Below are 20270 nucleotides of genomic sequence, written 5' to 3' on the forward strand. Positions count from 1 at the left end.
AAGCTTTTGTGAGTTATTTTGTGTTCAAATTGGTCATAGTCAACTCAATCCCGATATTGACAAAACTGTGTATCATCTTGACCGAGTGTTCTATTAAAGCCGGTAGCTCTTTTTGTTCGTCTTTGTCAAATGGCCCTAAGACATAATCCACCTGTCGCCCTTTGGGGTAGTTGTCCCCGATCCCGAAACGTAACCTGGGGTAGGCTTGTCCACCACATAAGGCTTCTATGGATTTAAGCCCATTATGTCCTGCTGCAGAACCTTTCGGTTTGATCCGTAGCGAGCCAAAAGGGATAGCGAGGTCATCTACAATAACTATTACATTTTGGATTGGAACCTTGAGCTGTTGCATCCAATAGTTAACTGCTTTGCCGCTTAAGTTCATATAGGTAGTAGGTTTTATCACATAGACGTTGTGCCCCCTTTGTTTAAACTCCGTATAGTATGCATGTTTTAGGGTAGACCAAGTGGATCCCGCTTGGTTTGCTAATTCATCTGCTACCATAAAACCAATATTGTGTCGGGTGTCTGCGTACTCTCTCCCGATGTTTCCTAGACCAACTATTAAAAAGTTCATGTCGCAAATTAAAAAGTAAAAATTAAATAGCCAAAATAAGATCAAAGTAAAGAAGCTGAGCTAAGGAAGTCTATAGGTGGTGGTATAAAGTCATTTTACTCTGTATAACAAAAGAGCACCGGGACTTCCGATGCTCTTTGTTAAAATATTTAGTACTAAATTACTAGATACTGAAATTATTTTTTCTTACCGCCTTGAGCCGCTTTAGCTGCTTCTTGCTCTGCTTGACGTAAAGCACGAGACATGATTACTGAAACAATGGTATCGTCAGAGTTATTCAATACTTTAGCGTTTGCTAACTCTACCTGGCGTACACGGAAAGATTTACCTACTTCTAAAGATTCCATAGGTACGATGATTTCCTGAGGAAGGTTATTCGGTAGAGCCTTGATCCGTAAGCTACGTAGCTTTTGAACTAATTTACCCCCCATTTTAACACCTGGAGAAGTTCCTGTTAATTTGATTGGGATGTTTACAGATACTTCTTTATCATCGAATAACTCTAAAAAGTCAACGTGAGTGACTAAGTCTGTTAATGGGTGGAATTGTGCTTCTTGAACGATAGCTCTTACTTTTTTACCATCGATGTTTAATTCTACAAAGATCACATCTGCAGTATAAAGAACTGGTTTCAAATCAGCTGCGGATACAGAAAGGTGGGTTTGTTCTTGACCACCGTAAAGAACTGCAGGAATCTGTCCTTCGTAACGCAATCCTTTTGCATCTCTTTTCCCTACGTTCTGTCTAAGAGAACCGCTAATAGCAATTGATTTCATGTTTTAAAAAAATTAAATTTTGAGGTGCAAAGATAACTAAAAAACGTGAATTGTCAATGGTTGTGTTGTTTTTGTAAAACATGCAATACAAACTCATTTTTTTCTTTATTAAAAATTTTATGTATATATATTTGAGTTGTTTAAAAAAAACAATTAACTTTAAAACTTGGGAACCTAAAATAATCATAATAAACATGGAAAAACAACATACTTCAAGACGTGATTTTATCAAAAAGTCATTGATTGGAGCTGCGGCATTTACTATTGTGCCACGGTTTGTATTGGGTAAGGGCTACCTTGCCCCAAGTGATCATTTGACCAAAGGCGTGATTGGTGTCGGATCAATGGGACGTGGACATTTTAAATATGCAGGGACAAAGACGGTCGCTATTTGTGACGTTGATACAAGACATTTGGCTTTGGCACAAAAAGCGTTAGGTGGAGGGATTAAAGAGCATCATGATTTCAGAGATCTGATTTCTAACCCTGAAGTGGATATTGTACATATTGCTACACCACCGCACTGGCATGGATTAATGGCACTGGAAGCTGCGCGCTCAGGTAAAGATATCTGGTGTGAAAAGCCAATGACAAGAACAATCGGTGAGGGAAAGAAAGTCAAAGAAGCTGTTGCGCAACATGGTAATGTTTTTAGATTAAATACTTGGTTCCGTTTTGATGCCAATTTTTACGGTATGAATGTGCCTGTTAAAAAGATTAAAAAGGTTGTAGATACGGGAATGTTGGGTTGGCCATTAAAGGTTACTATCAGTAAACACACAGGGTTTGATTGGAAGTTTTATTGGGTAGGGAAAGAGAACTTGCCCGTGGAACAAGCTCCGAAAGAATTGGATTATGATATGTGGTTAGGTCCAGCACCTTATAAACCGTATAGCACACATCGTGTTCATACCACCTTCCGCGGCTATTGGGATTATGATGGTGGAGGATTAGGCGATATGGGGCAACACTATTTAGACCCTGTACAATATTTTCTGGGAAAAGATGGCGAAAGTCCCGTGAAAATTGAAGTCGATGCACCACAGCAGCATTCGGACGCTGTAGGAATATGGCGTAAGATTACTTATACTTATGCTGATGGTTGTCAGATTGTACTGGATGGAGAAGGAACGGAAGTCGGAAAAGCTTATATTGAAGGGCCAAAAGGTAAGCTTTATAGAGGTTTTGTGTCTGATATCCCAGATTTAGAGCGTAAACTGGCACAGTATCCTGATCCAGCTCCACAGATGACAGATTTTGTAGAGGCGGTACGTACAAGAGAGAAGTTTGCGCTAAACGAGGAAAATGGATATTACTCGTGTACATTAGTTAACCTCGGCTTGGCAGCATTACGTCTCAATAGGACATTGCATTTTGATTCTGCTAAACAAGAATTCGTAAACGACGAGGCCGCAAACCGTTTGATCAATCAACCTATGAGAGGCCCTTGGACTTTCTAACCTGAAATAAACACATGAAGAAGATTTTTAATACTATATCTATATTGTTGTTGTTGCAGACAGCATCCTATGCGCAACAGCCTGCCAATCGGACATCTGCTACAAAGATTGCAGATGTATTGGCTCAACAACCTGCTGTCGAACAGTCGAAGTTTTTGGCTGCCATGAAAGAATTGGAAGGATTTACTGCTGAGGATGTTATGGCTTTTCTGAAGGGGTTGAAACCACAAGGCGGTAACAATGCGCCTATAGAGTATGCTACCAATTCCTATGCTTTTTATGTGATGCAACCTGGCAAGGAAGCGCTGCGTGAAAAGTATGCCAAGGGACTTTTGAATGCGCTGGGGGATTTAAAGGACCAAAATAATAAAGCTTTTGTTTTTGAGTTGCTAAAGTTCTGCGCCAAAAACGAATCTGTCGATCAGGTCGCAACCTATCTAAATGACGGTTATTTTGCAGAGAAAGCAGCCCGTGTTTTGAGTGCTATACATACCGCTGAGGCAGCTGCTGCGTTAAATAAGGCATTGGCTGGAAATGTGACGGAGCAAACTGCTACAGCGATAATAGGTGCACTTGGTGAGTTACAGTCCAAAGATGCAGAAGAGCGTGTGATTGCTTTGATCGGACAGTATCAGTCTGAGAATTTTCAACGCAACGCGTTAACGACTTTAAGTAAGATGGGTGGTGAAAAATCGTATGAAACATTCTACGGAAAAGCGAAGTCTGCAAATTATGCATTTGATAAGTCAAATGTCGCTGCGTTGACGTTGGAGTATGCGAATGTTTTGGCCAAGAATGGCAAGAAAGACCTTGCTTACAAATTGTCGTCTACCATTTTTACAGAGGCATCTGACCCCAAAGCGATAGGGGCACGTGTTGCCGCGTTGGAATTAATGAATCGCATTGATCCAGCTAAGCAGAAAAAGAATCTCTTAAAGCTATCTACGGATAATAATGCCGTGCTGCGTAATGTGGCGTTAGGATTGTTGGGTAGTGAGGCTACGGCTTCGGATATTAAGAAAATTGCATCCTCCCTGACCAAGCTCTCTCCAGAGGTGCAGGAAAGTGTATTGAACTTTTTGGCCAAGAAAGATGCGACTGCTACGGTTCCCGTAATCGAAAAGAGTTTGAAAGGGGTGAAAGATCCAGAAGCACGTATTGCTGCTTATAATACGTTGTCTGCATTAACTAAAGGAACGAATACCACTTTTGTTATCAAGCAATTGGCTACAGGTAGTGATGCAGAGGTCGAAACGCTGAAAACACTTCTATTGACCGCTAGGGGTACGCAGACGGTCGCTGAAATAAATAAGGCACTTCCTAATGTAGATGATAAAGCCAAAGTTGCGCTATTGGATGTGTTGTCGAAACGTTCAGATCAAAATTCGGCAAAGGAAGTTTTTGCACTGATAGAGAAGGGAAGTCCTGCCGTGCGCGCTGCGGCTTATAAAGCTTTGCCAAATGTGGTCAACGATGCGGATTTTGAGTCTATTATCAAAGTGCTTGGGTCTGCTCAAGGAGCTGAAACCGCGTCTACACAGCAAGCTGCTATTGTAGCCCTGCGCAACAACAAGGATAAAGCGGCTATAATCCAGCGTCTGTCGGCAAATATTTCGAGGTCACAAGCGCCTTCTGCCGCGCGACTTTTTCCTGTATTTGCAGGAGAGGGAGGTGTAGAGTCCTTGAAAACAGTCAGCGGTTATTTAGGTGCTGATAATCCATTGAAAGCTGATGCGGTACAGGCATTAGCAGCTTGGTCTAATACCTCTTCTCTAGATGGGCTTACGGCGTTGCTCCGTACGGAGAAGGATCCCGCCTTGTTCAAGACGGTCTTTGCAGGATTTATCAAACAGTTGAATGCTAGTCAAGTTAAGAATGAACAAAAGACACTTTTATTAAGAGATGCTTTTGATTACGCGCAGACGAAAGAGCAAAAAAGTGCCGCGCTTTCTGGTCTGAAGTCTACCGGTACCTATTTAGCTTTGGTTTTTGCTAGTAAATACCTTAATGATGCGGATCTAAAGAGTGTTGCAACCGATGTGGTGATGAATATCATCATGGATAATAAAGAATTTGTGGGCACAGATGTCCGTAATTGGTTAGAGACTGCCAAAAATAACCTTTCCGGAAGTGAGAGCTCTTACTTAAAAGAAGCTATCGTACGTCATCTGACAGAAATGCCTGCCAAAGAAGGGTATGTAGCCCTCTTTAACGGTAAGGATCTGACTGGGTGGAAGGGATTGGTGGAGAATCCGATCAAGCGTGCTAAGATGACTCCTAAAGAATTAGAGCAAAAGCAATTGGAGGCTGATAAGAAAATGCGTGAGAGCTGGTCTGCCATCGATGGCGATCTTGTCTTTTCTGGGCATGGCGATAATATTGCGACCATAAAGCAATATGGTGATTTCGAGATGCTGCTCGACTGGAAGTTGGATAAAAATGGTAAGGAACCTGATGCTGGTGTTTATTTGAGAGGTACACCTCAGGTACAAATCTGGGATATTTCTAGAACGAATGTGGGTGCAGAAGTGGGATCGGGTGGTCTCTACAATAATAAATCGAACTCAAAACCATTGAAGGTAGCGGATAATCCACTTGGGGAGTGGAATAACTTTAAAATCCGTATGATAGGCGAAAATGTCTGGGTATGGCTTAATGGCGAGTTGGTGGTGGATAATGTTCCTCTGGAAAATTACTGGGACAGAAACCAGTCTATATTCCCAACAGAGCAGATTGAGTTGCAGGCGCATGGTTCCAGAGTATGGTATAGAGATGTGTATTTGAAAGAATTGCCGCGTAAGATTGTATATTCTTTAAGTGATAAAGAAAAGGCAGAAGGTTTTGAAATGCTTTTTGATGGTACGAATTTGGATAAATGGACTTCTTCCCCTGCTTATGAAATAAATGAAGAAGGTGTAATTCGTTCTAACCCTACTGCTAAATTTGGTAAAAACATCTATACTAAAGAACAATATAGTGATTTTGTGTATAGGTTTGAGTTTAAGCTGACTGCAGGAGCAAACAACGGTGTAGGAATCAGGACTCCTTTGGATGGAGATGCGGCTTACTTAGGGTACGAGATCCAAATTTTGGATGATGACGCTGAAGTGTACAGTAAGCTTAAGCCTTATCAGTACCATGGCTCTGTGTATGGGATTATTCCTGCGAAAAGGGGCTCTCTAAAACCTTTAGGTGAATGGAATGAAGAGGAGATACGTATTCAGGGGAGTAAGATCAAAGTAACTGTAAACGGACAGGTGATTGTGGATGGTGATATTAAAGATGCTACGAAGAATGGTCCTGCTGATGGGAAGAATCATCCTGGGCTGGATGCTGCAACAGGGCATATAGGCTTTCTCGGGCATGGTACGGAAGTGTTTTTAAGGAATATAAGAGTCAAGCGACTTTAGCCGACATTATTAATAGTGGCCTAGGAGCCGTTCTTTACTTAAGAACGGCTCTTTGTTTTGGAGATAGTCTTTTTACGTGTTTAGCCATGTATTTTAAATAGAGTGGTATTGTGGTATGTTTTTTGTGAAATATTTTGAAAAGTCTATTAACACACTAACTATAAATAAAAAGAGTCGCTCTGTAGTGGAGCGACTCTTTTGTTTGACAATTTTTTATATTTACTCTACCGTAAATAGTTCCGCAATAGAAGAATGCTCATTTACACTTTTAATTGCTTTAGCAAATAGATCTGCGGTAGATAATACTTTTATTTTAGAACAAGCTTTTGATCTTTCTGGGTCTAACTGGATCGTATCGGTGACGATCATCTCTGTTAATACTGAGTTTTCAATAGTCTCGTAAGCCTTGCCTGATAATACGGCGTGTGTACATACGGCTCTCACGGAATTTGCTCCGTTTTCCATAATTAATGCCGCAGCCTTAGATAAGGTGCCGGCGGTATCACATATATCATCCATCAATACGACGTCCTGTCCTGTTACGTCACCTATAATGGACATGGATTCAATTTCATTAGCACGTTTACGGCGTTTATCACAGATGATAACTTCTGCATTGAAGAATTTAGCAAAGGTGCGTGCGCGATAAGAACCACCCATATCAGGTGATGCGATGGTAAGGTTCGGAAGGTTTAGTGATTTGATGTAAGGGACAAAGATCACCGAACCATCAAGGTGGTCTACTGGTATATCAAAGAAGCCTTGAATCTGTGCAGCATGAAGGTCCATGGTCATGATACGGTGTGCCCCAGCTGCTGTAATGAGGTTTGCGATCATTTTAGCGCCGATGGCTACACGAGGTTTGTCTTTGCGGTCTTGCCGCGCAAAACCAAAATAGGGGACTACGGCTGTGATGTAGTGAGCTGATGCTCTTTTTGCGGCATCAATCATCAAAAGCAACTCGAAGAGATTGTCTGTTGGCTGATTGGTGGATTGGATAAGGAACAAATCGCTTCCGCGTACAGACTCGTTGTAGAATGGCTGAATCTCTCCATCACTGAATCTGGCGAGCGTTTTGTCTCCTAGTGGTTTTCCGAAGGACGTTGAGATTTTTTCTGCAAGTTCTTGTGTGCCAGAACCTGCAAATAATTTAACCGTGTTAAATTGCAAAGGCATGGTTTAAATATATTTGTATCTAAAATGTTTTGGCAAAGGTATAGAAATGATCTTGAAATAAAAAGGTAAACCTGTATGCTATATCCCGCTTTGGAAAGAAGACGATAAAAGTTTTATTGGAGTTGATGGGTAAAATGACAACAAAAAAGGAGTTACAATTGTAACTCCTTTTTTGTTGTCCCACCTGGATTCGAACCAAGACTAAATGAACCAAAATCACTTGTACTACCCTTATACTATGGGACATTCTTTGTCAAACCGCATTTCCTTGTTTTGACGATGCAAATATACGTGTGTTTCTTTATTATGCAAAACTTTTTTGCTTTATTTTTGATTTAGGCTGATTCTCAGCTGACTATTTTTTATGGATAGATGCGGCTATTTCGGAATATAGCTGTTTGAAGGCTTAAAGTCTGTTAAAATATTAATTTGTTGTTCTTTTGTAAGGATGTATTCCTTATTTTCGAAGCGAAGTTTGGACGGTGGCCTGAAATAGCTGTCTTGTATCGATAGCTGTTTTAGTAACCATGTCTGTGTTTCTTTGATAGGGCAGATGTAGCCATGGTATGATGTCTCTTTGCTATTTTGAACGCAATTAAAGTATGATGAATTATAATAAGATTAATAACCTATTAGGATGGGCTTGTGCTATTATAGCCACTTTAGCTTATGTCCTGACCGCTGAACGTACAGCAAGTTGGTGGGACTGTGGTGAGTTTATTGCTTCTGCCTATAAGATGCAGATTGTTCACCAACCAGGAGCCCCTCTGTTTTTAATGGTGCAAAATTTGTTTTCGAATTTAGCTTTAGGAGATAAGACCCAGATTGCATTTTGGATGAATATAGGCTCTGCAGTTTGTTCTGGTTTGACGATTTTGTTTTTATTCTGGTCTATTACAGCATTAGGGCGTAAGGTCTTCTTGGGTAAGGCTGATATCAATTCACCTCTTGCTGAAAGCGATCTGATACGAGTTATGGGAGCTGGTTTAGTGGGGGCCTTAGCGTATGCGTTTACAGATACATTTTGGTTTTCTGCTGTCGAATCAGAGGTGTACGCCATGTCTTCACTATGTACGGCGATTGTTTTTTGGGCCATACTGAAATGGGAGGTAAGGGCTGATGAGCAAGGTGCTGACCGATGGTTGATACTTATTGCTTATGTGATGGGTCTGTCTATTGGTGTCCACTTGTTAAATTTATTGGTCATTCCGGCTATTGCTTTGGTTATTTATTTCAGACGTGCTAAAGAGGTTACAACAAAAGGTATTTTAAAATCTTTAGCCATCGGTGTGGTTGTTCTTGCATTTGTGCTATGGGGCGTGATTCAATATCTGATCAAGTTTGCGGCATTTAGTGATTTGTTTTTTGTCAACACTTTAGGGATGGGATTCGGTACCGGCGTGACATTCTTCGCCCTGCTGGTCGTAGGAGGTTTAGTGTATGGTATCTGGTATTCTATTAAAAAAGTAAAGCCGCTTCTTAATATTGTTTTGATTTCTGTGGGGTTTGTTATCTTCGGATATAGTTCTTTTGCTATGATTCTGATTCGTGCAAAAGCTAATCCTTCCTTAAACAACTCTGACCCAGACAATGCATTTAGTTTTTTGAGTTATCTGAACCGCGAGCAATATGGCGATGAACCATTATTTAAGGGGCGTTTTTTTGATGCGAAACTGACCGATGTTGAAGAGACTGGAAAGGTGTACCGAAAAGATAAGGACAAGTATGCAATCGCTAAGACAAAGACAAATTACAAATATGATAGAGAAACTCTTTTCCCGAGGATATATAGTGAGAAGGGGGATCATCCGACTTTCTATAGACAATACTTAGGATTGGGGCCAAACGAGCAACCAACGTTCGCAGATAACCTTAAGTTCTTTTTTGGGTATCAGATTGGACATATGTACGGACGATACTTTATGTGGAACTTTGTGGGCAGGCAGAACGATGTTCAAGGCTATGGTTCTGTTCTAGATGGTAATTGGATCTCGGGGATTAAGCCTATTGATAATGCACTACTAGGTGGGCAGTATGATTTGCCGACTTCAGAGAAACAGAATGCAGCACGTAACACGTATTTCTTTTTGCCTTTAATACTAGGATTAATCGGTGCATATTGGCATTTTGGAAAAAATCAGCGTGATGCAGGTGTTGTTTTCTTGCTATTCTTTTTTACAGGATTAGCTATTGTATTGTATCTGAACCAGACACCATCTCAGCCAAGAGAGCGTGACTATGCGTATGCGGGGTCATTCTACGCGTTTTCTATATGGGTGGGACTTGGAGTATTGGCGTTGGCGGAGTTTCTGACTAAGAAAGTTCCTGCAAAAACTGCTGGTTTCGTAGCTGCGGTGATAGGTTTGTTCGCTGGACCTGTACTGTTGGCTTCACAAAACTGGAATGACCACGACCGTTCTGAAAAGTTCTTGGCCCGTGATATGGCTAAAAATTATTTAGAGTCCTGTGCGCCGAATGCTATTTTGTTTACTTATGGCGATAATGATACTTATCCGTTATGGTATGTACAGGAAGTGGAAGGTTTTCGTACTGATGTACGTGTTGTCAACCTGAGTTTGTTGTCGTCGGATTGGTATATGCGTCAGATGTTAGAGAAGGTAAATGATGCTGATGCGCTCCCTATCAATATCGATCCGGAGAAGTTTAAAGATGGGGTTCGTGACGTTATCTATTATCAGGATTTTCAAGTTCCGGGGCATATTGAGGTCCGTGATTTATTGGATGTTATGTTGTCCGATAATCCGCAGAATAAAGTTCAACTACAAGGTGGGGACTGGGTGAATCTTTTGCCAACCAAAAATATGAAACTCACTGTTGATAAAAATGCGGTGCTGGCTAATAACGTGGTTCCTAAGGGGTGGGAAAATTCTATTGTAGATACGATGGAGTGGACCTATTCTATGAATTATGTAAGTCGTGCCGAATTGTCTATTATGGCGATGTTGGCAAATAATAACTGGAAGCGTCCTATCTATTTTACGACGACTACACCTGAAGTTAATTATATTGGTTTGGACAAGTATTTGGTGTCGGAAGGTTTTGCGATGCGATTAATGCCGATTGATACGGGAAACAGCGATTCGGAGGAAGGCTTTGCTCCTGTTGCAGATGTCGATGGTATATATAATAATATCATCAATAAGTACCAATGGGGAAATATGTCTAAATCTTCTTATTTGGACCCTGATTCGTACCGGTATATCAGTCTTTATGTAAGTTCTATTTTTGGAGAGACTGCCCAGAACTTAATACATGAAGGAAAGAAAGAAGAGGCTCGTAAAGTCGTTGTGAATGCTTATGAAAATATGCCTAAAAAGACATATCAGATGAGTGAACCTATGAGCTATGTGCTGTTGATCGATGCTATGTATAAAACGGGAGAGTCTGCTAAAGCGAAAGAGATTGCATTGAGAAATCTAACTTTTATAGGTGAAAATATGCGTTACTATACGTCGAATAAGCTGTTGAGCAATCTAGGGTCGGAGCGTAATGTGCGATTGGGTTTGATGGGATTACAGCGTTATAAAATGGTTGCTGACGAAAATAAAGATGTCGATGTTCAAAAGTCTGTAGATGGACTGTTGAAAGAGTTCGGTTACTTTTTTGGAGGTCAATAAAAAGTGCAGATTGAAAAGAGAAGAAAGCCATCTAATTTAGATGGCTTTCTTTGTTTTATTCTATTGATAAAATATAGGCACTTTAAGAAAAAAAGCCTATTTTTGCCTAAATAATCCCATGATAGAATGGTCATGAGCTTTATTTGTAAATGGGTAAAGGCCTTGAGAAATAGAGAACTAAATGAACAAACAAACACGATGGGCAAGCTCACTTATAGTATTTCGTACCTGCGTTAATAAATAACTTATTCTGATGAAACAATCTATTTTATTAGACGGTCCCAAGTTCCAGATTACAATTAAACGGTTGTGTCAGCAATTAATTGAAAATCATGGTGATTTCAGTAATACGGCGTTAATCGGTATCCAGCCTCGCGGTACCTATTTAGCTAATAGAATTGCTAAAGAGTTGAAAGAAATGCTAGGAAGAGATATCGATATGGGTATTTTGGATATTACTTTCTTTAGGGATGATTTTCGTATGAAAGGAGGAACACCCCTTTTAGCTAATAGTACACATATTGATTTTATTGTCGAAGGGAAGAATGTCATTTTTGTGGATGATGTCTTGTGGACGGGACGTACTATACGATCAGCTATGGATGCCATCCAGGCTTTTGGGCGTTCTGAGACTATTGAGTTGTTGGTGTTGGTAGATCGTCGTTTTTCGAGGCAGATTCCCATACAGCCTGACTATATTGGTATACAGGTCGATTCTATCGATTCGCAAAAGGTAATCGTTAGTTGGGAGGAAGTCGATAATGAAGATAGCATTGTGCTAATTACCGAAAAAAAATAAGAGTTCAGTATATATATGCAGACTATGTCAACAACAACAGAGCAGTTAAGTACGCGACATCTACTAGGTATTAAGGACCTAACTGAAAATGATATTCAACTTATCCTCGATACAGCGGCAAATTTTAAGGATGTCCTGAATAGACCAATTAAAAAAGTTCCTTCATTGCGCGATATTACTATTGCTAATGTGTTTTTTGAAAATTCTACGCGTACACGTTTGTCTTTTGAGCTTGCGGAAAAGCGATTGTCTGCAGATACTATTAACTTTGCGGCTTCCTCTTCATCTGTAAGTAAAGGTGAAACTTTGATCGATACTGTCAATAATATATTGGCGATGAAGGTGGATATGATCGTGATGCGGCATCCTTATGCGGGAGCAGGCGTTTTTTTGAGCCGCCATGTCGATGCGCAGATTGTCAATGCGGGGGACGGAGCACATGAGCATCCTACACAGGCTTTGTTAGATTCCTTTTCTATAAGAGAACGTTATGGGGACGTATCCGGACGTAAGGTGGCTATCATAGGTGATATCCTTCACTCCAGAGTAGCGCTATCGAATATTTTATGTCTGCAGAAGCAAGGAGCTGAAGTGATGGTCTGCGGACCAACGACGTTGATCCCAAAATATATTACTTCACTAGGGGTGCGAGTAGAACACGATTTAATAAAAGCATTGAACTGGTGTGATGTTGCCAATATGTTGCGGATTCAACTCGAAAGACAAGATATTGCTTATTTTCCTTCCTTGCGTGAGTATTCGATGCTATACGGATTGAATAAAGAGATTTTGGATTCGTTGGATAAAGAGATTACTATAATGCACCCAGGGCCAATCAATAGAGGAGTAGAGATTACATCCGATGTAGCGGACAGTAAGCATTCTATTATACTAGATCAGGTAGAGAACGGGGTAGCGGTCCGGATGGCGGTTCTTTATCTTCTAGCCGGAAAGAGAGGTTAGGGGTTGTTAAACCTTGTTAAATATAAAGAAGCCATCAAGATTTTGATGGCTTTATTTTTATCTTTCTGGAAATAATTTTTGAAATTTTAACATGGGATGGACTCAATTAAAAGGGGGTTACTAACAGATGTTAAGAACTTTTGGGTAAAACTTGCGGTTGATGATTTAATTTAGTATACTGAATAAAAGCATCACGACGGAAATAGAATTCTGGCATCATAAATGGTAGAATCAAACTATTTTTTATTGTATAATACACACATATAAAGATTAAGCACCGATATGTACAAAAAGATTTACGGATTAGGGGTCGCGTTGAGCTTGATGACCTTGCCAACATTTGGTCAGCAGACTGCTTGGCAAGACATCAATAGAGCTTATAAGACGGGATTAGAGTTGTTTGAAAGAGGAAAGTATAGTTCTGCAGCAAAGCAATTTGATAAGGTAGAAGAGTTACGGACAAAATCTACGCTTCAATTGGATGAGACCGAAGAGTTGACTATGTTGAAAGAAGGTGTCCGCTTTTATCAAGCCGTGTGTGCATTGGAACTTGGTGATTCTGATGCTGAAGCTCACTTCCTAAAGTATATCAAGGACTATCCGGCAAGCGCAAACTCTAAGGCTGCATTTTTTCAAATAGGCCGGTCTTATTATGCAAAGAAAGATTATGCAAAGGCTATCGAATGGTTCACAAAAATCGATTCTAAAAATCTAGCCGGAGCGGAGAATACTGAATATAGGTTTAAATTGGGATATGCACGCTTTATGACCAATGACTATAAAGGTGCGAAGCCATTGTTTGAAAAACTTAAAGATGACCGAAGTCAGTTCCAAGAAGCATCGATTTACTATTATGCCTATTTATGTTATTTGGATGCTGAATATAAAACCGCATTGAATGAATTTGAACGGTTGAATGGTTCGAAGACATTTGAGAATAGCTACCCCTATTATATTACGGCTTTGTACTTTCTGGATAAGCGCTATGATGATGTTCTAAGTTATGCATTGCCTATTCTACAGACCACCAAACAAGAACACGAGACGGAGATGTTTCGAATTATAGGTGCTACTTATTTTATAAAGGGTGATCTTGCAAAATCTAAAGATTATTACGATAAGTTCCAAACACAAGATCAGGGTAAAACCCAGAATAATCAAGATAGTTACCAGATCGGATATATTGCTTATAAATTGGAGGATTATACCAAGGCGATATCCGAATTAGAGAAGTTATCCGAACCCGATGCTTATTATCAAAGTGCGATGATCACATTGGGAGATGCTTTCTTAAAGACTGATAACAAGCAAAGTGCCCGTAATGCTTTTTTTAAAGCTTCTAAGCTGGATTTTGATCCACAATTGAAAGAGGAAGGTTTATTCAATTATGCAAAGCTTTCGTACGAATTGGATTTTCACCAGGTTGCACTTGATGCTATTCAGGAATATCTGGGTACGTATAAACAAACCAAACGCAAAGAGGAAGCTAATACATTATTGGCTGAGATTCTTCTCAGTACAAAGAGTTATCGTGCTGCTGTAGATGTGTTAGAGTCTATAGACCGCACTTCTAGGGAGACTAAATCAGCTTATCAAAAAGTAACTTATTACCGTGGGTTAGAGTTCTACAATGAGCGGGCATTTGAAAATGCGATCTCCATGTTTATGCGTTCAGAATCAAACCGGTTTGATGAGGAAATATATGCCCTTTCCACCTATTGGAAATCGGAAGCCATGTACGAAGTACGTAAGTATAAAGAGGCAGTCGCTAATTTCAACAAATTCTTGCAGCTTCCTGCAGCCCGGAATACCGATGTATATCACTATGCTAACTATGCTTTGGCATATGCAGCATTCCGTAATGATAACTATAATACTTCAGCAAATTATTTTGAGCGTTTTCTTGCTGGAGGAGGTAAAGATGGTATCGAGCTTAATACCCGTAATGATGCTATCGCTCGCTTGGCGGATTCCTATTTTGCAATAAAAAATTACGGCAAGGCAATGTCATACTATGACCGTTTGATCAGTTCTAATGCGCAAAGTCAGGATTATGCATTGTTCCAACGGGGTATCATCCAAGGGTTACAGGGAAATAACGATGCTAAATTGGCAACGCTGAACTCGGTTATCACGAAATATCCAAAATCGAATTATGCTGATGACGTAGCCTTCGAGATCCCTTATACTTATTTCCTTATGGGACAATATGACAAGGCGATATTAGGGTTACAGTCTATGGTGGAGAAGTATCCTCGCAGCTCTTACGTCCCTCGTGCACTACTGACCATTGGATTAGTACAGTATAACCAAGATCATAATGACGCAGCTTTAGCAACATTTCAACGGGTTGTGAATCAATATGCAACGACAGATGAAGCTAAACAGGCCATACGCTCGATCGAGAATATATATTTGGATAGAGACGATGCTACAGGATATATTAAGTATGCCACATCAACCAATATTGGTAATCTCTCTACTGCCGAGCAGGATGCGCACACTTTTGGCGTTGCCCGTAATCTTTTTGATAGACAGAACTGGCAAGGGGCGGTAGAGGCAATTAATGCTTATTTTGATAAGTTCCCTAAGCCGATTCAAGAAAAGTTTGCACGTTATATACGTGGTGAAAGCTATGCTAGGTTGGGTAGGGATTCGGAAGCCCTGCATGATTTTAATATTATCATGAACGATTGGACCTCAGCCTATACGGAGAAGACCTTGGTAAGTGTATCAAAATTGCACCTAAGAAATAAAGCGTATAACGAGGCGGTACAAGTGTTGAAGAAGCTGGAATTAACTTCAGAGTATAAAGAGAATTATGGCTTTGCCGTCAAGAATTTATTGGTTAGTTATTATAATATCGGCGATTATATCGAGACGTTAAACTATGCCAATATTTTGAAGGGATATGAAAAAGCTTCTGAAGAAGATATCGCTTTAGCACATTTATACGCTGCAAAAGCATACTTAGCGACAACTAAGTGGACCGAGGCGACGAAAGAACTGAATTTGGCTGCATTGAAATCTAAAACGGAGACCGGTGCGGAAGCACGTTATTTAGTGGGCGAACAGCAGTTGAGAGCCAAACAATTTGATAAGGCGATTGAATCTGCTTTTGATATCTCGAATACATTCTCATCGTACGATTATTGGGTAGCCAAAGGTTTTATCCTTATGGCAGATGCTTACCTTGGAAAGGGAGATAAGTTTCAAGCTAAAGCGACCCTGGAAAGTGTGATTGATAATTATGAGAATAAAGAGGACGGTATTTTGAAAGCCGCCAATGAACGTTTAAAGAAGCTTAAATAAGAAGAAATAGGAATAAGATGAAACCGTGTCCAAACACAATCGGACAAGCTCTCATCGGCCATAAAGAAACATAATTAGATGAAGTTGCATAAAACAGTTTTTAAAAATTACGCTATAGTTGCCTTATTATTGGGAGCAGGATATCAAGGGTATGCTCAACAAGATCCAACTAAGCCAGTAACGATAGACTCTTTTGATGTCGTACGTGATTATAAGCCTATTCTTGCTGATGCGGTTAAAATAAGACGTAGTCCAGATATGAGCAATAAGCGGAGTTATATGCCTAAACTGAACTATGGAAATGTACCCGATAAAAAGTTAGATATTAACACCGGTCTTAAAGAATTAAATGTACAGGAACTCCCGTTTACAAAGACTCAGGACATCACGAGTAACTACGTTAAAGTAGGGGTAGGTAACCTAGGTACTATCTTGGGTGAGGCCTATATCGCTGTAGAAGACTATGAAGACCTTCGTTTTGGTGGTTTTGTTAAGCACTTGAATCAAAAGGGGTCTTTGGATGATCAAAAATTCTCTAGGCAGGAGGTAGGCGTGTTTGGACGCCGTGTTCTGTCTGCTTTTACGGTAGATGGTATATTGGGCTACAATCGATATGGTACGCGTTTTTATGGCATCCCGGTCGACGTAGATGGACTGTCGCTTAATCCTAAACGTGAAGCACAGACGTTTAATGATATCTATTTTACGGGCGAGTTGACCAGTAATTTTGACCCTACGAATGAAGAGGCCTTTTCGTATTCGGCTAAAGTGGATGCTTATACTTATAAGGATAAGTTTGATGCCAGTGAAAATGCTGTGGCCTTATCCGGATATCTGAATAAGAGATTGCGTACATTTAACATAGGTGCAAATGTTGCTGTAGATGTCAATTCTATCGGAGGAAGTGGAAACGTGGATAAAGGAGATAAGTTCAGTAACTCGATTGCTAATATCAATCCTTATATTAGTTTAAGAGGTACTAATTATACCTTGACCCTTGGAGCAAATATTGTTTCTGAATTCGGAGATAGCACACGGTTCAACGTGTTCCCTTCGGCTGAGGTAGATTTTTCCTTGGTGCCAAGTTACATCCATTTGTTTGGTGGGATAACAGGCGGCGTTCAGAAGGCATCGTTTAAGTCTCTTTCTCAGAAAAACCCTTACTTGGGACCTGATCTAAAGTTTCAGAATATGGTAGAGCGCTTGAGTTTCTTTGGCGGGATCAAAGGAAATGCAGGTGCTACTTTTGGGTATAAGGCTAAGGTGATGTACAAATCATTGGAAGGTATGCCTCTTTTTGTGAATGCAGAGAATACCCCTTTTCAGTTTCAGATGGCTTATGACGGCAATGGAGATGATAAGGTCAAATATCTGGGTATCGAAGGAGAGATCAATATAAGGCTTTCTGAACTGATTAATTTGGGAGGACGTCTGAATATCGACAACTACACTATGGCTCAAGAGCAAGAAGCATGGTTTACCCCAAAATTGCGATTAGCAGCTAATGCGCGTTTCAATATTTCTGAGAAGCTATACATCGATGCAGAGGCACTCTTTCACGGGTTATCGTATGCTAAGGCGTACGAATATGACAGTAAATTAAGTCCGATTCTGTTACCTGATTCCTATAAAAAAGAATCTATTCCAGAGTTCTTTGATTTAAGTGCTGGTGCTGAGTATAAGGCTTTATCCAATTTGGGTATTTTTGTAAAAGCCAATAATATATTCAATAAAGAATATCAACACTACCTGTACTATCCCAAGTTGGGCTTTAATGTGATAGGTGGAGTTAATTTTTCATTTTAATAAAAATAGATTATAACTTTGTGTCACACCGTGTGCTATAGAAACAAATGAATTTAGGAAGGCAAATACATACATTACTTAAACGGCAGTCGTCTGTCTATGTTAATAGATTGGGAACATTTAAACGTGTACATACCCCTGCTACATTTGATGCAAAACGCCACGTTTACCTGCCTCCAATTACTTTTATCGAGTTTGATAGCAATACTACAGAAGGATACGATTTTATTACTTATATACAACAGACTAATCAGATCGAACGTGACGAAGCTGAATTATACGTAAACCAGGCAGTTTCTCTAGTAATGGATAAACTTACGCAATCGGGACAAGCCGGCTTAGATAATCTTGGCGAGTTGGTGAGTTACGGCAAGTCGTATGTGTTCAAACCATTAGATTTATCTGGCTTTAACTACACAGCGGTAAAAGATCAGTTTTATAAAGAAGAAAGTGATTCCGAGGAGATATCAATTTCTGAAGTTGTAGAAGGTGAAGTGTCTGGTCCCGTTGAATCTGATGGTACTGATGAATTCCCTTTGGAGGAAGCTAAATCCGTTTTGAATGAGGATTTAATCCCATCTGCTGCGAAAGCAGAACAGCAAAAAGTTTTGGAGCATGATACTATATTGGATGATCCTGAATTTGAAATCCCTGACGAACGGAAATCTACGGGTGCTTACGTGTATGCCATAGTGGCTGTTGTTGCTATAGCGTTGTTGGGAGGATTGTATTATTATAGTACTACCTATATGCAAGAAGGAAGTGATCCTTTGGTAAAAAATGAACAAATAATTGTTCCGATGGAGTCAAGCCCTATAGATACACTTAATTCTGTTCAACCTGTTGATTCGCTGAATGTCGGAGAGCAGGATACAGTGGTGTCCTCTTCGCCAGATCTTGATCAAGTTGAAGAGGTAGAACCTCCTACTAATCATCGTTATACTATAGTGATCGGTACACATAAAACATTAGCCCAGGCTTATGAGGAAGCCGAGGCATTTAATAAGGATGGCCATAAATCGGTTCGGGTTATTACTCCTAACCTCGCTAAGAACTTAAAACGCGTGGTATGGGATACCTATGAGAATAAAGAAGAACGAGATTCAGCATTGCGGTATGTCAGAAAGCATATTAAGACAGATGCTTGGCCAGACGTGATTAGATAAAAGAACATAAACCAGTAAATAAATATTTTTAAACGCTATGTCATTATTACAAAGCAATCTACCCGTAGATACATTAAATCAGGCACAACAACAGGCGATAGAATTAGCCACACAGCAGGAAAATCTGAATTTGCTTCAGCTTCTGATGAAGGGTGGCTGGATCATGATCCCTATTCTTTTATTATTCTTTTTGGGACTCGTTATTTTTATCGAACGTTATATTACTATTCGTAATGCATCAAAGGCAGATGGCGGTTTAATGGCACAGATCAAAAGCAATGTTCTCTCTGGTAAACTAGATTCCGCTATAGCAGTCTGTCGCTCTAGTAATTCTGCCTTGGCGCGAATGTTGCAAAAAGGATTGACACGTGTGGGACGCCCTATTAAAGATATAGAGGCGGCTATTGAAAATGCAGGTAAGCTTGAGGTTTCTAGATTAGAGAAAAATATTAATATTTTGGGAATCATAGCCGGTATAGCACCCATGCTTGGCTTCGTAGGTACTATTTTTGGTGTTATCCAGATTTTTCGTGATGTAGAGGTCGCAGGTGGTATTGATATCGGTTCTGTGTCTGGAGGTCTCTATGTTAAAATGATCGCTTCAGCATCGGGGTTAACAATTGGTATCTTAGCTTATATTGGTTATCATATTCTGAATATGATGGTCGAACGCCTTATTTTGAAAATGGAAACAGAGGCTGTTGAGTTTATCGACTTATTGGATGAACCTGGAGTGTAGTTTCTAACTTAATTACGTTTGAAGAATGAACTTAAGAAATAGAAGAGGAAAACCTACTGCTGAGGTACATACTGCAGCGTTGAACGACATCATGTTCTTTTTGATGCTGTTCTTTCTTTTAGCGTCAGCTGTGGCCAATCCTCAGGTTGTTAAGCTGTTATTGCCCAAGTCGAGTGCAGGCGAACAGTCTGTAGCGAAAAAAACAATAACGGTTTCTATTACGAGTGATCTAGCCTATCACTTGGATAAAGCAGTTGTTCCGTATGATGCTTTAGAACAGGCGCTACAATCACAGATAAATTCGGGAGAAGAGGTTACAATAATGCTGTATGCAGATAGTACAGTGCCTATTCAAAATGTAATTTCTGTTATGGATATCGCAAATAGGCTTAAAATTAAATTGGTTCTAGCAACAGAACCCAAAAAAGACTAGAATGTAATATGTCGA

Annotated in this window: 13 protein-coding genes; 10 read left to right on the forward strand and 3 right to left on the reverse strand. The window is 40.0% G+C overall.

The genetic code is table 11. The features are described from left to right. Positions 1-13 precede the first annotated feature (13 nt). Both pth and JKG61_RS19300 read right to left on the reverse strand, forming a co-directional pair. Positions 14-577 carry an aminoacyl-tRNA hydrolase gene (pth, locus tag JKG61_RS19295; protein WP_202104599.1) on the reverse strand — a complete coding sequence of 188 codons (564 nt, stop codon included), beginning with the start codon at positions 575-577 and terminating at the stop codon, positions 14-16. Between the two features lie 176 nt (positions 578-753). After that, positions 754-1353, reverse strand: a complete 600-nt coding sequence (locus JKG61_RS19300; RefSeq protein WP_202104600.1) for a 50S ribosomal protein L25 — start codon at positions 1351-1353, stop codon at positions 754-756. Between the two features lie 194 nt (positions 1354-1547). On the opposite strand from JKG61_RS19300, the gene JKG61_RS19305 reads away from it, so the two are divergent. After that, a complete protein-coding gene (locus JKG61_RS19305) occupies positions 1548-2813 on the forward strand; it encodes a Gfo/Idh/MocA family oxidoreductase (RefSeq protein ID WP_202104601.1) in 1266 nt (421 codons plus the stop codon). A gap of 14 nt (positions 2814-2827) precedes the next feature. Further along, positions 2828-6223, forward strand: a complete 3396-nt coding sequence (locus JKG61_RS19310) for a DUF1080 domain-containing protein (RefSeq protein ID WP_202104602.1) — start codon at positions 2828-2830, stop codon at positions 6221-6223. A gap of 219 nt (positions 6224-6442) precedes the next feature. Here JKG61_RS19310 and JKG61_RS19315 read toward each other — a convergent pair whose 3' ends face one another. Beyond that, positions 6443-7399: a ribose-phosphate pyrophosphokinase gene (locus tag JKG61_RS19315; RefSeq protein WP_202104603.1), complete on the reverse strand. Its 957-nt coding sequence runs from the start codon at positions 7397-7399 to the stop codon at positions 6443-6445. A gap of 602 nt (positions 7400-8001) precedes the next feature. Here JKG61_RS19315 and JKG61_RS19320 point away from each other — a divergent pair. The 8 genes from JKG61_RS19320 (at position 8002) to JKG61_RS19355 (ending at position 20255) form a co-directional block, all read left to right on the forward strand. Further along, on the forward strand, positions 8002-11037 hold the full coding sequence (locus JKG61_RS19320; RefSeq protein ID WP_237249545.1) for a glycosyltransferase family 117 protein: 3036 nt from the start codon (positions 8002-8004) through the stop codon (positions 11035-11037). Positions 11038-11290: 253 nt separating this feature from the next. Then, positions 11291-11836 carry a bifunctional pyr operon transcriptional regulator/uracil phosphoribosyltransferase PyrR gene (pyrR, locus tag JKG61_RS19325; RefSeq protein WP_202104604.1) on the forward strand — a complete coding sequence of 182 codons (546 nt, stop codon included), beginning with the start codon at positions 11291-11293 and terminating at the stop codon, positions 11834-11836. A gap of 24 nt (positions 11837-11860) precedes the next feature. Beyond that, on the forward strand, positions 11861-12799 hold the full coding sequence (locus tag JKG61_RS19330) for an aspartate carbamoyltransferase catalytic subunit (protein WP_202104605.1): 939 nt from the start codon (positions 11861-11863) through the stop codon (positions 12797-12799). A gap of 282 nt (positions 12800-13081) precedes the next feature. Beyond that, on the forward strand, positions 13082-16111 hold the full coding sequence (locus JKG61_RS19335) for a tetratricopeptide repeat protein (protein WP_202104606.1): 3030 nt from the start codon (positions 13082-13084) through the stop codon (positions 16109-16111). Positions 16112-16189: 78 nt separating this feature from the next. After that, complete coding sequence (locus JKG61_RS19340; protein WP_202104607.1) at positions 16190-17917, forward strand: TonB-dependent receptor; 1728 nt, start codon at positions 16190-16192, stop codon at positions 17915-17917. Positions 17918-18027: 110 nt separating this feature from the next. After that, positions 18028-19083, forward strand: a complete 1056-nt coding sequence (locus JKG61_RS19345) for a hypothetical protein (RefSeq protein WP_237249546.1) — start codon at positions 18028-18030, stop codon at positions 19081-19083. A gap of 37 nt (positions 19084-19120) precedes the next feature. Next, positions 19121-19822, forward strand: coding sequence for a MotA/TolQ/ExbB proton channel family protein (locus JKG61_RS19350; protein ID WP_202104609.1), 702 nt, complete (start codon positions 19121-19123; stop codon positions 19820-19822). 25 nt (positions 19823-19847) lie between these two features. Further along, positions 19848-20255, forward strand: a complete 408-nt coding sequence (locus JKG61_RS19355) for an ExbD/TolR family protein (RefSeq protein ID WP_202104610.1) — start codon at positions 19848-19850, stop codon at positions 20253-20255. Positions 20256-20270: the final 15 nt, after the last annotated feature.

This window comes from Sphingobacterium faecale (assembly GCF_016746095.1).
GTDB lineage: Bacteria > Bacteroidota > Bacteroidia > Sphingobacteriales > Sphingobacteriaceae > Sphingobacterium > Sphingobacterium faecale.

Coding starts and splice junctions, on each gene's coding strand:
- pth (WP_202104599.1), bottom strand. CDS start 577: ATGAACTTTTTAATAGTTGGTCTAGGAAACATCGGGAGAGAGTACGCA.
- JKG61_RS19300 (WP_202104600.1), bottom strand. CDS start 1,353: ATGAAATCAATTGCTATTAGCGGTTCTCTTAGACAGAACGTAGGGAAA.
- JKG61_RS19305 (WP_202104601.1), top strand. CDS start 1,548: ATGGAAAAACAACATACTTCAAGACGTGATTTTATCAAAAAGTCATTG.
- JKG61_RS19310 (WP_202104602.1), top strand. CDS start 2,828: ATGAAGAAGATTTTTAATACTATATCTATATTGTTGTTGTTGCAGACA.
- JKG61_RS19315 (WP_202104603.1), bottom strand. CDS start 7,399: ATGCCTTTGCAATTTAACACGGTTAAATTATTTGCAGGTTCTGGCACA.
- JKG61_RS19320 (WP_237249545.1), top strand. CDS start 8,002: ATGATGAATTATAATAAGATTAATAACCTATTAGGATGGGCTTGTGCT.
- pyrR (WP_202104604.1), top strand. CDS start 11,291: ATGAAACAATCTATTTTATTAGACGGTCCCAAGTTCCAGATTACAATT.
- JKG61_RS19330 (WP_202104605.1), top strand. CDS start 11,861: ATGTCAACAACAACAGAGCAGTTAAGTACGCGACATCTACTAGGTATT.
- JKG61_RS19335 (WP_202104606.1), top strand. CDS start 13,082: ATGTACAAAAAGATTTACGGATTAGGGGTCGCGTTGAGCTTGATGACC.
- JKG61_RS19340 (WP_202104607.1), top strand. CDS start 16,190: ATGAAGTTGCATAAAACAGTTTTTAAAAATTACGCTATAGTTGCCTTA.
- JKG61_RS19350 (WP_202104609.1), top strand. CDS start 19,121: ATGTCATTATTACAAAGCAATCTACCCGTAGATACATTAAATCAGGCA.
- JKG61_RS19355 (WP_202104610.1), top strand. CDS start 19,848: ATGAACTTAAGAAATAGAAGAGGAAAACCTACTGCTGAGGTACATACT.